The organism is Morganella sp. TYF_1 (assembly GCF_043105645.1).
GTDB classification, from domain to species: Bacteria; Pseudomonadota; Gammaproteobacteria; order Enterobacterales; family Enterobacteriaceae; genus Morganella; species Morganella morganii_B.
Genome location: NZ_JBICLU010000026.1, coordinates 113,931 through 132,908, shown reverse-complemented (window position 1 = coordinate 132,908; position 18,978 = coordinate 113,931). Strand labels below are relative to the sequence as shown.

Here is an 18,978-nt window from a genome sequence, read left to right as displayed (position 1 = left end):
GACATCCGGTGAACGATGACTTCCGAACAGAGCACAGTCCGTATTATTGATACCATCACGCTTTCCGATAACTGGTATATCCTCAAAAAATATGTCGTTGATTATCTGCGCCGCGACGGCACCCGTCAGCGTCTGGAACGGGAAGTCTATGACCGTGGTAACGGTGCGGTTATTCTGCTGTATAACCGTCAGAAAAACAGCGTCATTCTTATCCGTCAATTCCGTCTGCCGGTATATGTCAACGGTCATGACGGCTTTCTGATTGAAGCGGCCGCAGGTTTGCTGGAAGAGCGGGATCCGGTATCCCGCATCAAAGCGGAAGCAGAGGAAGAGACCGGTTTTCGCATTACCGATGTTGAAAACGTGTTTGAAGCCTTTATGAGCCCGGGATCAGTCACCGAGAAACTCTACTTTTTTATTGCCGAATACGAAGACAATAACCGGCAGACCGCCGGTGGTGGTCTGCCGGAAGAGGGCGAAGATGTGGAAGTACTGGAAATGCCGTTCCCGCAAGCCCTTGCCGCGATCCACAGCGGTCAAATTGTTGACGGTAAAACGATTATGCTGTTACAACACCTGGCGTTGTCGGGGAGAATGGGAAAATAATAATGAAAACAAAAAAATACCTCCCGCTGGTTTTGTCCCTGCTATTACCGTTGTCAGCTGTTGCCGCACAATTATCACCGGAAAATGTGGTATTGGATTTCTACCGCCTCAATTTGCAGGATCCGCCTTCTGATGGTTATACAAAAAGCCAGGATTTGTATGTCAGCCCGGCGTTGCAGGAAAGCATCAACGAATCCCTCAGTTGTAATTTTGATGGTCCGGACACCGACCAGGCGTTTTGTGACCAGCCGCGTCCCTGCAAAGAAACCGCGCATAGCTATATCTGTTTGTGGGGAGAACACTGGGTGGAAAATGATGTCAATTATTACACCAAGTCACAGGATTACCCTGATTCGTGGATAACAGAGCGGGCGGCACATACTGAATCACAAACTGCGGATGCGGCTACGGTGCGCATCACACTGGGTAAAGATCCGGAGCCGTTGCGGTCATTCCGGGTAAAACTGATTCAGCAAAACGGACAGTGGAAAATTGATAGTATTGTGATGCTTGAGTGAGACGCATGAGGTCATGCGGGCATCCGGTATATTATTTCGGTTATGATACTATAAAAACAGGAGCCGCACGCGGAGTACAGACGGGTACTGCCGTGAAGTGGTCACAGGATATTATGGCTTTACGGGAAAAAGACAATGCCATCGCCATTGCCGGCCTGGTCATTTTAACACTGATCTGGAGTTACAGCTGGATCGCCATGAAGCAGGTCACGCACTATATTGGTGCGTTTGACTTTACGGCGATGCGCTGTGTATTCAGCGCCATTATGCTATTACTGGTGCTGTATATCCGCGAACGCGCGATGGGGCGGAAAATCCGCTTTACACCATTCCGTTACACACTGGGGATAGCGGTTCTTCAGACCTGCGGTATGGTCGGGCTGGCACAATGGGCGCTGGTCAGCGGCGGTGCGGGAAAGGTGGCGATCCTCAGTTATACCATGCCGTTCTGGGTGGTGATTATGGCGGCAATGCTGTTAGGTGAACGGATGCGCCGCCTCCAGTATGCGGCTATTTCAGTTGCCGGTGCCGGGTTATTGTGTGTGATCCAGCCCTGGACCCTCGATTTTACCTCCATGAAAAGTGCTTTTCTGGCCGTGTCATCCGGGATCAGCTGGGGGGCGAGCGCGATTGTGGCGAAGAAACTCTACAGCCGCTATCCGCAGGTGGATTTACTCTCTCTCACCACCTGGCAGATGGTGTATGCCGCAATAATTATGACCGTCGTGGCATTGCTGGTGCCGCAGCGTGCAATTGACTGGCAGCCGTATGTTTTCTGGGCGCTGAGTTACAGTGCTATTCTGGCGACCGCCGTTGCCTGGAGTTTATGGCTGTTTGTGCTGAAAAAGTTACCGGCGGGTATTGCCAGCCTGAGCACACTGGCGGTGCCGGTCTGTGGTGTACTGTTTTCATGGTGGTTGCTGGGTGAGGAGCCGGGCAGTACAGAAACGGCCGGGATCGTGATGATTGTGCTGGCACTGGCGGTGATCAGTATCAAACGGACGAAAAAAACTGCCTGACATTTAGCGCACACTTCAGTTATCCGTCAGAAGAAGAACTGGTCATCAGCGGCCGGTGAACTGCTTAAGCTGGTCGGTCAGCAGCGTTTTGACCAGCCAGATGGCTTCTTCGCTGACTCTTGCTTTCAGTGCCGGGTCCGCAAACATCATCAGGCACAGTGACTCGGTTGCACCGAAAATCATCACGGATGTCCATTCCGGGATCCGGAAATTCTCCGGCAGCCAGCGCTGTAATGCACGTTGCAGGATCTGGCAGAAAAAATCCTGCACTTCGCGGCTGATCCCCGCATATTCAGGATAGGCTTTCAGTGCCGCCACGGTAGCATTGAAGGCTTCACCATCCTCTGCCATCACATCAAAATAAGTTGTGATAAAAACGGAAATGGCCTGATCGAGATCCGCTATCGGCTGCTCCATTCCGGCATTCATCCGTTCGGTCAGAACATCATCACTGTATTTGAACAATGCATGCAGCAGGGACTTGCGGTTGCCGAAATGTTTGTAGGTCACCGGCTTGGTCACGCCCGCCTTTTCCGCAAGGGTAATGAGGGTCAGGGCATCGGTGCCTTCCGCCAGGATAATACTGTTGGCGACATTGAGCAGCTGTATCTGGCGCTCGTCGCGCTGTAAACGTCCGGACAAATCTGCCTCCTCATTGATATTAACGTCGTTCTGTCTGCCGGAAAGTGTATCACAGAGTTCCCGGCTGCGGTCAGCTGACAGAAAAGATCGAAAAAAGGTCGGAAAGGTATTTACAAGTTACCAAAGGTAACATATAACTGTACCAAAGGTAACTTACAACCGTTTCACCTGCAACCAGTAATCAGTGAGGATGTACCATGCCGTGGATTTTATTAATGACTGCCGGATTATTTGAAGTCGTCTGGGCATTTACCATGAAACAATCAGAAGGTTTTACCAAAGTGGGGCCGTCAGTGATCACCATTATTGCCATGCTGATAAGCTTCGGGCTGCTGGCAATGGCTATGCGGGCACTGCCGCTGGGGACAGCTTACACCATCTGGACCGGGATCGGCGCTATCGGTGCCTTTATCGTCGGGATTGTGGTGCTGGGCGAACCGGCAAACATGATGCGGATTATCGCCGGGGTATTAATTATCTCCGGGCTGGTGATGATGAAATTAGCCAGCCCGGCATAAAAAATTCAGTACTGTGTTTCCTGCCGGCAGATATTGCCGGCTGAGATTGCAGACAAAGCAGGATAAAACGTGGTTTTTCCTGCTTTGTGTTATCAGCCGAAAATCAATAAATTGATTTTCCTGGTTTATTTTTACAACCTCTGTCGGACGTCGCCAACCCCTGCGGGTTTGTCAACGGCCTGAGCCGGTCAGTGATGACCGGCTATTTATTACAGCAGGGGCAGTTCACGCGCCGGGATCACGTCTTTCATCACCAGGGTGGATGTCAGGCGCTGAACCCCCGGCATGGCAGCCAGGCGGCTGTCATATAATTTCTGAAAGGCATCGATATCTTTGACCACAACCGTCAGCATATAGTCCGGATCGCCAAACAGCCGTTTGGCTTCGATAATCTGCGGGATATCCGCCACTGCTGTCTCAAATTTGCTCATACTTTCCTGGTTGCCGTCTTTCATCGTGACAAACACCAGTGCGGAGAAATTCAGCCCCAGCACGCGCGGATCAAGCTGTGCGCGGTAATCGCAGATAGCCCCGGATTGTTCCAGCGCTTTCAGCCGCCGGTGGCAGGGGGATAAACTCAGACCCACGCGATCTGCCAGTTCAGTGACAGTTAATCGCCCGTCGAGTTGTAATTCAGAAAGAATCTTCCTGTCAAAGCTGTCCATTGATGATTTTCTCCCTAAAATAAGGTAAATCAGGGTCTGATTAGCAAGCACATTCTACCCGAATACAGATATTCTTCCTATCAGTTTCCGGTACAGGACAGAGGTATGCGGGAACTGGTTTCTGAAAAATGTCAGATATGCCGGCAACCGCCCCCGCCGGGTCTGACGAAAACAAAAAGCCCCGTTTCATGGCTCTGAAACGGGGCTTTTCTTATTGGCAGAACGGGGATCAGTTGTTTTCTGATTCAATACCACGGCTGCGCAGGTATTCATCGTAACTGCCGGTAAAGTCAGTGACTTTCTCCGGTGTGATTTCGATGATGCGGGTCGCCAGGGAGCTGACGAACTCACGGTCATGGGAAACAAAGACTAACGTTCCCTGATATAACTCCAGTGCCATATTCAGGGATTCAATGGATTCCATGTCGAGGTGGTTGGTCGGCTCATCCATAATCAGAATGTTGGGTTTGGTCATCATTAACTTACCAAATAACATCCGGCCTTTTTCCCCCCCGGATAACACCTGTACGGATTTTTTAATGTCATCCTGGGAGAACAGCAGGCGGCCCAGCACACTGCGGACAGACTGCTCATCATCACCCGGCTGCATCCACAGACTCATCCAGTCAAAAACGGTCATATCGACTTCAAAATCGGTGGCATGATCCTGCGCGTAATAACCGATATTGGCGTTTTCAGACCATTTATAACGGCCGGTATCCGGTGTCAGTTCGCCTACCAGGGTTTTCAGGAAGGTGGATTTACCCACACCGTTCATACCCAGTACCGCCACTTTTTCGCCCACTTCCATCATCATATTGACGTTTTTGAACAGCGGGGCGTTACCGTCGTAACCTTTGGACAGGTTTTCCACTTCCAGCGCATTGCGGAATAATTTTTTATCCTGCTCAAAGCGGATAAACGGGTTCTGACGGCTGGACGCTTTAATCTCGGTCAGCTGAATTTTTTCAATCTGTTTGGCGCGGGAAGTCGCCTGGCGGGATTTGGAGGCATTTGCGCTAAAACGGCTGACAAATGACTGCAATTCACTGATTTGTGCTTTTTTCTTCGCGTTATCCGCTAACAGACGTTCACGCGCCTGGGTAGCGGCAAACATATATTCATCGTAGTTGCCCGGATGCACATTCAGACTGCCGTAGTCCAGATCAGCCATGTGCGTACACACCATATTCAGGAAGTGACGGTCATGGGAAATGATGATCATGGTGCTGTTGCGCGCATTCAGCGTCTGCTCCAGCCAGCGGATGGTGTCGATATCCAGGTTGTTGGTCGGTTCGTCAAGCAGCAGAATATCCGGATCCGCAAACAGGGCCTGCGCCAGCAGCACACGCAGTTTCCAGCCGGGAGCCACTTCACTCATCGGGCCGTTATGCTGCTCCAGCGGGATCCCCACACCCAGCAGTAATTCACCGGCGCGGGATTCCACGGTGTAGCCGTCCATTTCAGCAAACTGCACTTCGAGATCCGCCACGCGCATGCCGTCTTCTTCGCTCATTTCCGGCAGGTTGTAGATGCGGTCACGCTCCTGTTTGACTTCCCACAGTTCGGTGTGACCCATAATGACGGTGTCGAGAACAGAAAATTCTTCATAGGCGAACTGATCCTGTTTCAGTTTACCCAAACGTTCGTTCGGGTCGAGAAACACGTTGCCGCTGCTCGGCGTCAGATCACCGCCGAGAATTTTCATAAAGGTGGATTTACCGCTGCCGTTTGCGCCGATCAGGCCATAGCGGTTACCGCCGCCGAATTTGACAGAGATATTTTCAAACAGCGGCTTGGCGCCGAACTGCATCGTAATATTGTTGCTGATTAACAAGACGAATACTCATAAGTTAAAGGAGAAAAATAAACGGCGGGCATTATGCCACAGATGAGCGGCGAGGCACAGATGTATAAAAAAAGGGCGGTGACCCGGCAGGCCACCGCAGCACATATTATTGTGAGTTCGGATCCATGGCATAGATTTCACCGGATTCATCTTCCGGCAGGCCGTAATTCAGAACGTCATGAATACCCAGGTCAGTTTTACAGAGTTTTTTGTTAATGACTTTATCCCCTTTGTAAACTGCCAGACCGGTAAATTCCCAGCCGCGCCCGATGCCACTGTATACCACATAGTTAAACGGGCCGTTTTCAAAGCGGATATAGGCCGAACCACCGCCGATAAAGGCGCTTTGTCCGACATAAACACCATTTTTCGCATTACTTTTCACCGGCAGAGTGATCTCCGGTTTTGCCAGCGTCCCGTAGCGGTACACCGGTGTTTTGCCTTTTTCCACCACCACACTGACGTATTTATTATTTTCCAGCTGGCAGGTAAACTCCTGAGCCAGTGCCGGGGCTGACAGCAGCCCGGTGACGACCATCCCGATAAGATACTTTTTCATTTTTCTGCCTTTACAGGTTATTGTCCGGAGTCCGGTGTGTCATTACTGTTTATGACCGGCTATTTATTACCATAAAAATGAATTTATTTCCGGTTTTCCGGAACAGGATAAGCAGATATGCCATGGACTTTTGCACATCCGGCGGTTGTTTTTCCGCTGAAACACTCCCGTTTCGGGCGGTGGCTGAATCTGCCCGCCTTGATTACGGGCAGTGTATCACCGGATTTGCTGTATTCTTTCGGGATGTACCGCGCAGCAGATAAGGCGCATCATTTTACCGGCTGGTTTTATACCGGATTACCGGTCTGTCTGGCAGTTTTGTTCATTTTTCACTGTTTATCCGCGCCGCTGAAAACCGTGTTGCCGTTTCCGGTGACAGACCCGCTGACCCGTTCCCTGCGGAAAAATACCATTATTGTGTTGTCTCTGTTTATTGGTGCGGCGACACATATTATCTGGGATGCATTTACCCATGAAACCGGCACGATGGTGCGGGCGCTGTCCGTTTTGCAGGTACCGTTGTTGCACGGTATGACGGACGGGCAGGAGATTGCGGTCTATAAAGTGTTGCAGCATCTGGGATCGCTGTTGGGCAGCGGTTATCTCTGCCTGAAATTTGCACAGTATCAGCGGGCACTGCCGGAGGCAGAAAAACGCGGGAATCTTATCCGGCTTATCCGTCTGATTGCGCTGGCTGTTCTGGCGGCGTTGTGTACTGCACCGCTGGCCTGTCGTCTGGCACAGACAACCGCCGGTGTTCATATAAATCGTTTTGTCTTTTATGAATTGTCGCTTTCTGTCTCCTTTTTTGCCGCTTTTGTTGTTTTGGCGGCACTTTTTCAGGTTATCAGAAAGCATTAATACGTTATGATCGCGGATTCAATTTTGCAGCACTGAGGAAAATAAACCGTGGCGATTTGGGTGGATGCGGACGCCTGTCCGAAAGTTATCAAAGAGATCCTTTACCGGGCAGCAGATCGGGAAAAAACAGACGTTACCTTTGTGGCTAATCAGCGGCTGGTGGTTCCGCCGTCACCGTTTTTAAAAACATTGCAGGTCTCTGCCGGGTTTGATGTCGCCGATAATGAAATTGTCCGTCGTGTACAGAAAGATGACCTTGTTGTCACCGCTGATATTCCGCTGGCTGCCGAAGTGCTGGAGAAGGGCGCGGTGGCACTGAACCCGCGCGGCGAACGTTACACCCCGGCGACGATTCGTGAACGCCTGACCATGCGTGATTTTATGGATACTATGCGGGCTTCCGGTATTCAGACCGGCGGTCCGGCGGCGCTGAATCAGCGGGATCGCCAGCTGTTTGCCAATGAACTGGATAAATGGTTTTTACAGCGCAAAAAACGCACACCATCCGCCTGAACGCCTCTCTGTTATTAATATCTTCATAAAGCGCGGGTTGCTGCTGTGGCATCCGGCGTTTTATTTACCCCTCATTGTAACAGTTTCTTAATCAACCCCGAATTACAGCCTTATTCACTATAATAACGATGGTTTACAATATTTACAGCTGGTTACACTACAGAATATCCGGTCTGCATTCTGCACATCACCTCGTTAAATCCGACACTTTGTATCGGGTATTCCTGATAAAGCTTATCTTAAGTCCCGTTATTATTAACATGACACTATATTCATTAACATTATAATGATAATTGTTATAATTAGCGTGCTATTTAATTAAAAAATGCCACACAAATATTACAGATAATGATGAGGCTTTAGATGAAAATCTCACGCAGAAAGTTAATTTTAGGGGTTGGTGCTGCCGGCGTTCTGGCGGGTGGTGCTTCAGTATTAGTGCCTATGGTTCGCCGCGACGGCAAATTTGTTGAATCGACTTCACGCGCAAAACATGTTGACGGCACCGAAGGTGCATTACCGAAAGAGTCCGATGCCGTGATTATCGGCGGCGGTATGATGGGGATCATGACAGCGATTAACCTGGCGGAAAGAGGCATGAGCGTCACCGTCCTGGAAAAAGGGGAAATCGCCGGTGAGCAGGCAGGACGGGCTTACAGTCAGATCATCAGCTACAAAACATCCAAAGAAATCTTCCCGCTGCACCATTACGGTAAAATGTTATGGCGCGGTATGAACGAGAAAATCGGGGCAGATACCAGCTACCGCACTCAGGGCCGTGTTGAGGTACCGTCAGGCGCGGAAGATCTCGCAAACTCACAGGCCTGGGTTGAAAATGCCAAAGAGTGGGCGGCAGATTTTGAAGCGCCGCTCAATACCCGCTTTATTCAGGGTGACGAACTGAAAAAACGCCTGGTTGATGCCAAAACTGACTGGCCGATTGCCGGTTTTGAAGAAGATTCAGGCAGTGTTGACCCGGAAACAGGTGTACCGGTGCTGGCGCAGTATGCCAAATCCCTGGGCGTGAAAATTTACACCAACTGCGCGGTACGCGGTATTGAAACCGCCGGCGGTAAAGTCTCTGATGTGGTCACCGAGAAGGGCGCTATCAAAACCGCTCATGTGGTACTGACCGGCGGTATCTGGTCACGTTTGTTTATGGGTAATCTGGGCATTGATATCCCGACGCTCAACGTTTATCTGTCACAACAGCGTGTTTCCGGCGTTCCGGGGGCACCGCGCGGTAACGTGCATCTGCCGAGCGGCATTCACTTCCGCGAACAGGCGGACGGCACTTATGCCGTGGCACCACGTATCTTCACCAGTTCCGTGGTGAAAGACAGCTTCCTGCTGGGGCCGAAATTCCTGCATCTGCTGGGCGGTGGTGAACTGCCGCTGGAATTCTCTATCGGTGAAGATCTGTTTAACTCCTTCAAAATGGCGACATCCTGGAACCTGGATGAAGTCACGCCGTTCGAGACTTACCGCATCGCGACCGCCACACAGAATACCGAACACCTGGATGCGGTATTTGCCCGCATGAAAGCGGAATTCCCGGTATTTGAACAATCGAAAGTCGTTGAACGCTGGGGCGCGGTCGTCGCACCAACCTACGACGAACTGCCGATTATTTCTGAAGTGAAAGAGTATCCGGGTCTGGTGATCAACACCGCGACTGTCTGGGGTATGACAGAAGGTCCGGCATCCGGTGAGATCACCGCGGACATCGTGACCGGTAAAAAACCGGTTATTGATCCGGCTCCGTTTAGTCTTTCACGTTTTAGTTAATTTTCTGATTACTTACGTTGATACTATTAAGAGGCTTAATATGCGTTATAAAAGTTTACTGTTAGCTCTTCCGCTGGTCTGGGGCGTGGCTCATGCGTCAGAAGGTGTTGTTCATCATAAACTGAACGGTATGCCTATCTCTGAATCTGTGGAAATCAGCAGCAGCAAAGATATTATTTTCCTCAGCGGCAAAGTACCGACCAAAATGTCCAAAGACGCGCCGGAAGGTGTTCTGGCGTCATACGGTAATACTGAAGCACAGACCATTAATATCATGGAACAGATCAAAGCTCACCTGGCTGAGCTGGGTCTGGAAATGAAAGACGTGGTGAAAATGCAGGTCTTCCTGGTCGGTGGTGAAGAGACTAACGGTACGATGGATTTCGCTGGCTTTATGGCCGGTTATTCCAAATACTACAATGACAAAGATTCCGGTAATAAATTACCGGCGCGTACCACTGTTCAGGTTTCAAAATTAGCAAACCCGGCATGGCGTGTAGAGATCGAAGTGACCGCTGTCCGTCCGTAATCGTATCCGTGTGTTAACAGCGGGTTTGCCTCCGGAAGGAGCAAACCCGTTTTTTATTGAGGAATAACGATACATAACAGGCCTTCGGATGATGGTTTTTTATGTCAGAGAGCCGGAAGTCAGACACGAAAAATCCGGTTATCACCGGTTGGCAGTTCAATCGTCAGACGGAGTGTTCCGCCCATGGCCTCAATATAGCGTTTCAGCGTTGCCAGTTTGACGTCATTACCGCGCCGCTCAATCTGAGTAACAGCCGGCTGTGATATACCAAGAGTAGTTGCCAGCATTTTCTGAGAGATATGAAGTTCTTCTCTGAGAAGTTGCAGCCCGGTTTCAAGAACCAGCTCATCAGTCAGTCGTTTTATCCGCTCACGGCTCTCCGGTGGTTGAGCGGCTATCACTTCCTGTAATGTTTTCATCGGTTTATTCCTTTGCTGCTGCAAGATATGAGGAAAATAAGACTGTCCACACAACTCACCATCCATAAGTTATGACTTATATAATTTAATAAGCCCAGGCTTATATGTCAATGCTGTATTTTGATACAACATTTCTGAATAAGCCTGCATGAAAGATAAAAATGAGGACGGTAACTATATGACTTATAATGGTTAATTCAATACCCTGTCTCCGCCTCAATGTCCAACACTGTGCCGTCTTGCTTTTCAGTGAAAAGATACCGGTATTCTTCAATGGCAACGCGGTGAGTGACAGTCATTTCCAGTTTGTCCGGTGACAGCCAGTGGTAACGGATCTCTGCGTCCGCCGTCTGGTAGGTCATGTCTTTCCCGGGCAGGGATTTTTTCAGATCTTCAGGCTGATAAAAATCGTTCCGGTAACGGGAATAGACTCCGCGGATATTTTGTTTAATAAAGAAACAGCGGTATGTATTCAGACCGTCATAAACTTCGCCTTCATTATGCTGGCGGCATGACGCATACAGATTATCTTGTGTTTTCTCCGCATAACCGGCGGAGGCGGGCAGCAATAAAAACAGTGCAAAAACAGAGAACAGCCGGTGTGTCATCATGATATTTCTCTCCCTGAATAACCGGCTGATCGTAACACAGGTTTACCATTCCTTCACATCCGGGTCGGCTTTGGTGACGGAGGTCAGTTTTGCCAGACGCTATAACAATGCTTTTTTCAGATCATCGATAAAGGTGTAAATCATCAGTACAAACAACAGGCTGAAAATCGTGGAGCTTATCAGCCCGCCGATAACCGCGACCGCCATCGGAGCGCGGAACCCTCCATATCACCGCACTCCGGTTGTGACACTGTCACATGAAGATTTTGATATTCCGGCAGAGTAATGACCGGTGCCGATCGGACTGTTTGCGGATGCGTTACACTGACCCGCACATCATCCGCCCGGCTGGCAGGTGATACAGAAGATAAAAAGAGTGTGGCCACTATCAAAACGCGGTTTTTCATCATGGTACAATTTCCGTCCGGAAGCATTGCCCGCTAAAATAAGCTAAATAGTCTGGTTTTCCGTAAACACGCGTTAAGCCGCGATTTTTCGTTAAGCTGAATTACGTTTTACAGGGGAGAAACCCGTTATGGATCCGCTGCACAGCATTGCCGTCACGCTTTTTCTGTTTGTCCTGACCTTTTTCAATCCCGGAGCAAATCTGTTTATTGTGGTGCAGACCACATTGAGTTCCGGACAAAAAGCCGGGTTGACCTGCGGTTACGGCGTGGTGCTGGGTAATGCGATTTACTCGGGGCTGGGATTATTCGGGCTGGTCACGCTGATGCATGAGTTCGGGGCTTTTTTTTCGCTGATTAAAGCAGCGGGCGGCGCTTATCTGTTGTGGTATGCGGTAACGGTTTTCCGTAACCGGACGCAGTTGAATCTCAATACCGACAGTACATTACCGGCACAGCATGCGCTGCGTTATTTCCGGCGCGGGCTGATTTCTGATCTCTCTAATCCGCAGACCATCCTGTTTTTTATCAGTATTTTCTCGGTCACACTGACACCGCAAACGCCGTTGTGGGCAAAAATCACCCTGTGGTTTGGTATTATCACGGTATCACTTATCTGGCGTATTATTCTCTGCCGCACATTTTCCCTGATCTCCGTGCGCCGCACCTATTCCCGCATTCATCGTGTGGTCGGTAAAGTGGTGGGCGTGTTACTCGGCGCACTCGCGGCCCGTCTGATTTATCAGGGGGCTGCGGAGTTGTTCCAACAAAATTGATATCTGTATTGGCGATTATAAAAGATGACCCTGATTCACCCTTTATGGTGTACTTACACCCTCATATGTGTGTTTTGACATATCTGTACCCCCATTGCTAAAATTTAGTGAACATAAACGATCACGCATTAACAACGAAAAGCACAGAACTGTGATACACACAGCAATCAGCCCCATAAGGGCAAATTTGCTCATTCCTCTTGACTCCTTGGGTAAAAGGAGACAGAATCTAATTGATGGTTAGTAGACTGCCTCGGATTGAGATTAACATCGCAATTCGGGGCTTTCGTCTTTCTGGTTCAAGGCTATGCCTGAACCGAAATGATTCAAGCACCCGAGCCAATACTAGCAGCTTATTATTAAGATACATACTGTTAATTCATAATGGAAACATCATATCTTAATTCTGTTGCTAATTTTTTCTGAGATAAAAATATCACAATGTAAAATGTTCAATGCAATTTACGAACAAATCCATAAAGATTATCTAAATACACATCACAAACATTATTAAAAAATAATCAATAAAGCAATTAATTACCTTGCAACTAACTGATTATTAGTGACTATTTTCATTTTTCGCCTTGGTTATTTTCTTGTGGAATAAAAAGCGATAATTAAAAGATTATTTTATAACTTAACTAAAGTCACTTTAATAAATAGTTTTAAAAAATTAAGTTACTTATTGGGTTTGTTAAATATATCGTTCACTATTTCGTAATGGTTATTATCTATTTAAAATCAGACTTAGTTATGCAGGCTAATAGCTTTACAAGAACAACGTATTTCCAAAATGTATAAATCATTCCTACTTTTACCGCGTATCAAGCTGAAATAATTTTGCAACAAAAAAGCCGGATCTATCATGAGTATAAATACGCGCACAAGTGCTTTCTGATGATAAATACCTGTGCTACCCTTTACTCGGTTAAATATACATTTAATGTAGTAACTTAAAATCTTTTCCGGTTTGTGGGAATGTATACAGTCCGAGGCACCAGAATTAACCTTAAATTTTTGTAGAATTTTTGCCGTAATGGAGACTCTGATGGGGGAGTTAGTTTTGCGTGACACCGTAATAAGTGTTCCCGATGTCAATAACATCACGAAAAATACCAGTAATCCAGCCACGAGCTACTTGTTAAGATTGCGATCCAAACAAAGCCAAAAAACAATGCGTTCATGCCTGAGCTCGGTGGTGAAAATGTTTCGTGCTGTGGACCCGTTTACTTTTGATTGGTCTGTCATGGATCGGGATTCAGTCCAGTTGGTGCTTCAGAAGTTAATACTGGAGAAAAAGACTCCTAATAGTATCAACCTGATCCTGAGTGCGATTAAAGGGGTGGCTGAAGAAGCCAGAGCATCACGAGTCATAGACAGTGATACCTATCAGGATATTAGAAGCATACGGCGTATTCGGGGCAATCGGGTTGGTCGGGGGCGCTCACTGAATCGTAGCGAAATAATTGCTATTTATCAGTACCTTGATAGCCTAAATACCGCAGCCTCTATACGTGATGCGGCGATAGTTTCGATAATGCTGGGCTGTGGTTTACGGCGTGCAGAAGTGACTTTATTAGATATTGAAGATATTAATTTCGATAATTATGCCGTGAAAATCATGGGGAAGGGGAATAAAGAAAGAACCAATTTTATGCCAAATGACACTCTGCGGCGTACCCGCTTATGGATAGAAACCGTCAGAGGTGATCATGCTGGTGCAGTTTTCACCCGTATACGTAAAAATGAAGATGTGACATGCGATAGAATAACCACTGATGGTTTGCGCTATATTATTGAAAAATTGGTAAAAGATTCAAATTCAGCGTCATTTACACCCCACGACTGCCGCCGAACCTATGGAACGAAACTATTAGAGCTCGGCGAGGACCTGTTAACTGTCAGGGAAGCTATGGGGCACAGTAGTGTTGCTACTACACAGCGATATGATAAACGAGGTGTAACACGCTTAGAAGCTGCTGCACGTAATCTTCAATACTGAACGATGATTCTCTATGGCAACTCGAGTTGTACAACATGTGATATTAAACGTTTTAGAAAAATACAAAGAGCAAATAATCCATATATCCGCTGATGAAAAACCGCGTTAAAGGAAACAGTGACTGCTTCTGGTACATCAGCTCATTTTGCCGCTTTATTTCAGGCGCGTTACTGGCTGTCGGAGCCTGGTTTTAATCAGCCGCGCGGCGCTATCCACGCTGTGCGCGCGCCGACAGTGGCACTGCGGTGCAGTGCGGCGTGGCTCAGACAAAAAGCACTGACCCCGGCAAATTCCTGCGAATACCAGGCACCGCCACGCATCAGTGCCCGCTCCCCGTAATTACGCAGGTAAATCTGGTCAGTCTGCGGTTTTTCTCCGTACGGCGCGAGTCCGTTCAGTTGTAACAGATGCGGCACCGGCAGATTACCGGCTGTTTTCATGCTGAAGAACGGGCCGTCGAGCAGTCCCGGCGGATAGCTGTTGTCAGCCGGGGAGCCGTTATAATGTGTCATATTTTCTGACAGCACTGGTGTGCCGCCGTTGCCGGTCAGACAGGCAGACGGCGAATCATATTTTGCCGTCCCGGGGCTGCCGGGCTCACAATATTTCCCGCTCTGCATATTGACTGCCTGCCATAACAGCGGCGCATCTGCCGGCAATTCACTGATATCATTATCACGGATAAGCTGAATCTCACCCGCTATCAGCCGGACTCCGGTCTGCCATTCCCACAGATTTCCGCACAGGTCGCTGATCCCGGTCAGTTGCTGATTATGATACCAGTCCGGATGGGGTGAACCGGTCAGTGTGTTAGCTTCCCCGCTGAGATCACCGGCTGGTTTGCCGTCAATCCGTACCGCGCTTTGCTCCGGATGACGCAGGCTGCGGCCATAATCGGTATTACCGTCCGGAATAACATTTTGCTGATCAATACAATGCATCAGTGCCGCCCATTCCGCATTACTGCTGAGATGAAATCCCGGCCCGGTCTGCTGCGCCAGTTGCCGAAATACCGCCAGATCCAGGTGACAGGCCGGTGCTTTTCCCGGCTGACTGATAAGCTCGCCGTCATGCAGGCTGCCTAGGTAGCAGGCATAGAAAAAGGCATCAATTATCCGTCCGTTCACACGAAATGCCGGATGCAGAGCAGGGAGAGCATCACGGCAAATCTGATACATAAAATTCGGCTGACCTTTGGCGGAATAGATTACGGTCCGCCGTCCCTGACTCTCTTTCTCTGTTTTGACCCGCAGTGCATCGGGTGAAAAAATTGTTGTCATCAATATTATCCTTATCGTTATGATTCCGGGCGCAGTGATACCCAGTAACCCGGCTGCCACGGCACCGGCAGAAACTGCTGATAAAATTTACGGAATACCGCGTCAGCATCAATATCCGCAAACAGTGCCGGATGCAGCCAGGCGGCGAATTTCAGGGCTGCGATAAAGCCGAAAGGGCTGTCATAAAAAGCGTGCCAGATGGCATAACACGCCCGTTGTTGTACGGCGGCGAGGGTTTTAAAGGCGGGGGCGTTTCATCAGAACAGCCAGCTGTTTTTCCGCCACTGCAAGATCAGCCCCCGGGCCGAGCCCTACCCAGTCACCGCCGGGGTTATAGCTCTGCCATTGCCCGCCGGTGACAATCACTTTCTCCGGCCGGGTATGGATGATGGTTTCCTGATTCAGCGTCCCGTAGGTGCCGTCAATATAATTCGCACCAATATTCTTACCGCCCGCACAGGCCAGAAATTCCGCGAAATTGCCGTTACCGTAGGCATAGCAGCACTCTGCACTGAATCCGGCGGCGCGTTCCAGCAGAACCGGTACCGGGCGGTAAGGTGCGGCAGCCAGCCGCGATGTCACGAGAGCAAGATGTGAGTGAATAAAGGCGATCATCTCAGCGGATCTGTCCGGCACACCAAGAACAGTACCCATAATGGCGATACTGCGCGGCGTGTTTTTCAGCGGACTGATACTCATATCCAGTACAACAATCTGTATTCCGGCGCGTTCCAGTAATGCGCTGATCCCGCCGGTTTCCATGGCGGAAAATGTACCGGTGGTGACAAAAATAATATCAGGGTGCAGATCAACAATGGTTTCTGTGTTTGCCTGTGCCCCGGTCAGTGGTGCAAGGTGTGGCAGGACAGTCAGTGCCGGAAACGCCCGGCAGTATTGCTGATAGCTCAGTCCGTCCGCATGGCGGAATGCTGCCGGGATCGCCGTCAGTTTTTCTGTCAGCTGTTTTCCGGTCAGTGAGGCGTACAGAAACATCAGGGAGGCATCTGCCACATAGATCCGCTGTGGTGTGATCCGGCAGTTAATCTGTCGTCCGCGTATATCGGTAATGAACGGCTGTTCCGGTGCGGCGGATAATCCGCCCGGCAGTGCAGCCAGTGCGGAAAACAGCAGGCTGTGTTTCAGCAGATTTCGTTTCAGATGATCCATAGTGTCACCGCTCTCAGAAGAAATAATTGAGGGTGGCGACAACGGTGCGGTCATTGCCGATACTGCAATAAGTGGAACTGGTACAGCCCGCCACATAAGAGGTATTGGCGATATTGCTGATGGTGACACCCAGCTCCATCCCACTCAGTTCCGGTGTCAGCGCGTCCATCTGATAACGCAGGCTGAGATCCCCCAGCCAGACAGCAGGCACAGTAAAGCTGTTGGTGTTATCCCCCTGCGTCGCACCGAGATAGCGGACACCGGCACCGATCAGCGCGCCGTCAAGATAACGTCCGTGAAAGCGGTAATCCGCCCAGAGTGAGCCGCTGTGACGCGGCACCTGAACTGGGCGTTTATTCAGTACGGATTTGTCATCCGATTCGGTGATCACATTATCGGTAAAAGCATAACCCAGCATAACATTAAGTGACGGTGTCACGGACATGCGACTCTCAAACTCCAGCCCGCGGGAGCGGACTTTGCCGGTCTGGTTATAGTAATCCGGGTTTTTCGGGTTATGGGTGGTGACATTTTTCTGTGTCAGCTCATACACCGCGAGGCTTGCCATAATATCGCCGGTGTCACTCAGGTATTTTACCCCGGCTTCTGTCTGGTCAGATTCTGTCGGCACAAATGCCTTGCCGTCTGCGTCTGTTCCCAATACCGGGTCAAAACTGTCGGAGAGACTTATCCAGGGAGAAAAACCGTTGCCGAACGTGTAGGTCAGCCCGGCACGGTGACTATAAGCCGAAGTATCATTTTTCTCTGTTGTTCCGCTGAGGCTGTTAGTGGTTTTCAGTGAAGAATCATCATAACGACCGCTTAAAATCAGGCTCCATTGCTGCCAGCGCAGATGATCCTGTACATAAACACCATAGCGCCGGTAAGTCTGTCCGGTGGAGGTGGATGAGGTCATGTGCGGCGTAAACTGCGGGCGGTAGTGAGAACCGTACGGATCAAATGTTACCGTTTGTGAGCCTGACCAGTCCTTATCCAGCTTGCCGGTCTGAAGATCGAAACCGGTCAGAATTTCATGGGATACCGGGCCGGTGAGGGTTTTGTAAATCAGCTGATTATCCGCCGCCAGGGTTCTGGCCCGGGACGGGGAATCCTGATATACCGCGGTCAGCAAACGTCCGTCCTGCACAAATCCGCGCGTAAAATCACGGCGGATATGGGTTTTCACATCCGCATAGCGGAGGTTCTGTTTCAGTGTCAGTGAATCCGATACCTGCCAGCTGATTAGTGAAGTGACAGATTGCTGTGTCCGGGCCGATTTTTCATGATCCGGATTACTGTAGTTGCGGTGCCTGTCCGGAGAGCCATAAGGCGACGGCAACAGGCCGAGGGCAGCGGCGGGAAGGGTGTTGTAGTAACCGACATAAGGATCATGCTGATGGACACCGGCCACTGTCCAGCTCAGGTTATTCAGCGGCTGCCAGGTGACGGACGGTGCTATCAGGTAACGGGACTGTTTAGTATTTTCAATCTGTGAACCGGATGATGCCGCCGAGCCGGTCATCCGGTAAAGCCAGGTTTCATCCTCATTCAGTGCGCCGGTGCTGTCAAAACGCAGTGCATTGTTATCATAATTCCCGCTCTGAAACTGAATCTGATGGGATTCTTCTGCCCGGGGCAGCCGCGACTGCATGTTAATTACACCACCAGCACCGCCCTGACCATACAGGGCAGACGACGGGCCGTGAACCGCCTCTACGCTATCCAGCAGCCAGGAATCAACCTGTGCGCCCCAGATCCCGCTGTTACCCGCGACCCGCAGGCCGTCGAGATAATAATCCGCATCAAACCCGCGCATTTTGGAAAAATCAATACCGTTGCCGAAGGCACCGTATTTTTCACTGGTTACCCCGGCACTGTAGCGCAGTGCTTTGCTGAGCGATTCACCTGGCAGGGTATCGAGCTGATCACGGCGGATCACTGAGACAAATTGCGGCGTTTCCGCCAGCGAGGCAGTGCCTTTTGTTGCCGAGGACTGGCGCAGGGCACCATAGCCGCGCGGCTCATAATGAACATCATCCGCAGCGGTGACATACACCACATCCTCCTGTTCCGCTGAAGCAAGCGGGGCTGACAGCAAAGAGGCAGAAAAAACAGATGTCATAACGACAGGGTAAGAGCGTAGTAATCGGCGCATGAGGATTGTCTCAGTTGATCAGAACAGCGGCAGCATATACATTGACTGACCGACAGTCAATAATGATGGTAATTATTTTCATTTGCATTTGAAAAAT

20 protein-coding genes and 1 pseudogene are annotated in these 18,978 nt (G+C 49.7%); 10 read left to right on the top strand and 11 right to left on the bottom strand.

Features of this window, described 5'->3' with window-relative positions; translation table 11 throughout:
* Positions 1-15: 15 nt before the first annotated feature.
* From ACF8OF_RS13890 to ACF8OF_RS13880, 3 genes are all read left to right on the top strand, one after another.
* Complete coding sequence (locus ACF8OF_RS13890; RefSeq protein WP_279797951.1) at positions 16-606, top strand: NUDIX domain-containing protein; 591 nt, start codon at positions 16-18, stop codon at positions 604-606.
* Positions 607-608: 2 nt separating this feature from the next.
* Positions 609-1,124 (top strand): DUF3828 domain-containing protein, encoded by a 516-nt coding sequence (locus tag ACF8OF_RS13885; RefSeq protein WP_279797952.1) that lies wholly within the window; start codon positions 609-611, stop codon positions 1,122-1,124.
* Between the two features lie 113 nt (positions 1,125-1,237).
* Entirely contained in the window at positions 1,238-2,143 is a 906-nt protein-coding gene (locus ACF8OF_RS13880) for a DMT family transporter (RefSeq protein WP_279798012.1), read from the top strand.
* A gap of 45 nt (positions 2,144-2,188) precedes the next feature.
* Here the strand turns inward: ACF8OF_RS13880 and ACF8OF_RS13875 are convergent, their stop codons facing one another.
* Entirely contained in the window at positions 2,189-2,785 is a 597-nt protein-coding gene (locus tag ACF8OF_RS13875; RefSeq protein WP_279797953.1) for a TetR/AcrR family transcriptional regulator, read from the bottom strand.
* A gap of 197 nt (positions 2,786-2,982) precedes the next feature.
* On the opposite strand from ACF8OF_RS13875, the gene sugE reads away from it, so the two are divergent.
* Entirely contained in the window at positions 2,983-3,303 is a 321-nt protein-coding gene (sugE, locus tag ACF8OF_RS13870; protein ID WP_392496977.1) for a quaternary ammonium compound efflux SMR transporter SugE, read from the top strand.
* Between the two features lie 209 nt (positions 3,304-3,512).
* On the opposite strand, the gene ACF8OF_RS13865 is transcribed toward sugE, so the two are convergent.
* From ACF8OF_RS13865 to ACF8OF_RS13855, 3 genes are all read right to left on the bottom strand, one after another.
* Positions 3,513-3,968 (bottom strand): Lrp/AsnC family transcriptional regulator, encoded by a 456-nt coding sequence (locus tag ACF8OF_RS13865; RefSeq protein WP_004237600.1) that lies wholly within the window; start codon positions 3,966-3,968, stop codon positions 3,513-3,515.
* Positions 3,969-4,197: 229 nt separating this feature from the next.
* Entirely contained in the window at positions 4,198-5,805 is a 1,608-nt protein-coding gene (locus tag ACF8OF_RS13860) for an ABC-F family ATPase (RefSeq protein ID WP_392496976.1), read from the bottom strand.
* 118 nt (positions 5,806-5,923) lie between these two features.
* Positions 5,924-6,376, bottom strand: a complete 453-nt coding sequence (locus tag ACF8OF_RS13855) for a hypothetical protein (RefSeq protein ID WP_392496975.1) — start codon at positions 6,374-6,376, stop codon at positions 5,924-5,926.
* A gap of 117 nt (positions 6,377-6,493) precedes the next feature.
* Here ACF8OF_RS13855 and ACF8OF_RS13850 point away from each other — a divergent pair, with 117 nt between their 5' ends.
* The 4 genes from ACF8OF_RS13850 (at position 6,494) to ACF8OF_RS13835 (ending at position 10,067) form a co-directional block, all read left to right on the top strand.
* Positions 6,494-7,237 (top strand): DUF4184 family protein, encoded by a 744-nt coding sequence (locus ACF8OF_RS13850; RefSeq protein ID WP_279797963.1) that lies wholly within the window; start codon positions 6,494-6,496, stop codon positions 7,235-7,237.
* Positions 7,238-7,285: 48 nt separating this feature from the next.
* Positions 7,286-7,750 carry a YaiI/YqxD family protein gene (locus ACF8OF_RS13845; RefSeq protein WP_262859150.1) on the top strand — a complete coding sequence of 155 codons (465 nt, stop codon included), beginning with the start codon at positions 7,286-7,288 and terminating at the stop codon, positions 7,748-7,750.
* Positions 7,751-8,113: 363 nt separating this feature from the next.
* The gene (locus ACF8OF_RS13840) at positions 8,114-9,538 is read left to right on the top strand and encodes an NAD(P)/FAD-dependent oxidoreductase (RefSeq protein WP_392496974.1); all 1,425 of its coding nucleotides are present in this window, start codon (positions 8,114-8,116) and stop codon (positions 9,536-9,538) included.
* Between the two features lie 40 nt (positions 9,539-9,578).
* Positions 9,579-10,067, top strand: a complete 489-nt coding sequence (locus tag ACF8OF_RS13835; RefSeq protein WP_274369479.1) for a RidA family protein — start codon at positions 9,579-9,581, stop codon at positions 10,065-10,067.
* Positions 10,068-10,186: 119 nt separating this feature from the next.
* Here ACF8OF_RS13835 and ACF8OF_RS13830 read toward each other — a convergent pair whose 3' ends face one another.
* The 3 genes and pseudogenes from ACF8OF_RS13830 to ACF8OF_RS13820 form a co-directional block, all read right to left on the bottom strand.
* The gene (locus ACF8OF_RS13830; protein WP_392496973.1) at positions 10,187-10,486 is read right to left on the bottom strand and encodes a helix-turn-helix domain-containing protein; all 300 of its coding nucleotides are present in this window, start codon (positions 10,484-10,486) and stop codon (positions 10,187-10,189) included.
* A gap of 197 nt (positions 10,487-10,683) precedes the next feature.
* Positions 10,684-11,097 carry a hypothetical protein gene (locus ACF8OF_RS13825; RefSeq protein ID WP_392496972.1) on the bottom strand — a complete coding sequence of 138 codons (414 nt, stop codon included), beginning with the start codon at positions 11,095-11,097 and terminating at the stop codon, positions 10,684-10,686.
* Positions 11,098-11,196: 99 nt separating this feature from the next.
* Positions 11,197-11,319: pseudogene (locus ACF8OF_RS13820) on the bottom strand (AcrB/AcrD/AcrF family protein); the annotation flags it as partial.
* Between the two features lie 313 nt (positions 11,320-11,632).
* On the opposite strand from ACF8OF_RS13820, the gene ACF8OF_RS13815 reads away from it, so the two are divergent.
* Positions 11,633-12,277, top strand: coding sequence for a LysE family transporter (locus tag ACF8OF_RS13815; protein ID WP_279797967.1), 645 nt, complete (start codon positions 11,633-11,635; stop codon positions 12,275-12,277).
* A gap of 42 nt (positions 12,278-12,319) precedes the next feature.
* Here the strand turns inward: ACF8OF_RS13815 and ACF8OF_RS13810 are convergent, their stop codons facing one another.
* The gene (locus ACF8OF_RS13810) at positions 12,320-12,454 is read right to left on the bottom strand and encodes a Hok/Gef family protein (protein WP_392497351.1); all 135 of its coding nucleotides are present in this window, start codon (positions 12,452-12,454) and stop codon (positions 12,320-12,322) included.
* An 871-nt stretch (positions 12,455-13,325) separates the two neighbouring features.
* On the opposite strand from ACF8OF_RS13810, the gene ACF8OF_RS13805 reads away from it, so the two are divergent.
* Positions 13,326-14,279, top strand: coding sequence for a tyrosine-type recombinase/integrase (locus ACF8OF_RS13805; RefSeq protein ID WP_392496971.1), 954 nt, complete (start codon positions 13,326-13,328; stop codon positions 14,277-14,279).
* Between the two features lie 194 nt (positions 14,280-14,473).
* Here ACF8OF_RS13805 and ACF8OF_RS13800 read toward each other — a convergent pair whose 3' ends face one another.
* The 3 genes from ACF8OF_RS13800 to ACF8OF_RS13790 form a co-directional block, all read right to left on the bottom strand.
* On the bottom strand, positions 14,474-15,559 hold the full coding sequence (locus ACF8OF_RS13800; protein ID WP_392496970.1) for a hypothetical protein: 1,086 nt from the start codon (positions 15,557-15,559) through the stop codon (positions 14,474-14,476).
* A gap of 237 nt (positions 15,560-15,796) precedes the next feature.
* The gene (locus ACF8OF_RS13795; RefSeq protein WP_392496969.1) at positions 15,797-16,726 is read right to left on the bottom strand and encodes an ABC transporter substrate-binding protein; all 930 of its coding nucleotides are present in this window, start codon (positions 16,724-16,726) and stop codon (positions 15,797-15,799) included.
* A 13-nt stretch (positions 16,727-16,739) separates the two neighbouring features.
* Positions 16,740-18,881 (bottom strand): TonB-dependent siderophore receptor, encoded by a 2,142-nt coding sequence (locus ACF8OF_RS13790; RefSeq protein WP_392496968.1) that lies wholly within the window; start codon positions 18,879-18,881, stop codon positions 16,740-16,742.
* Between the last annotated feature and the right edge of the window lie 97 nt (positions 18,882-18,978).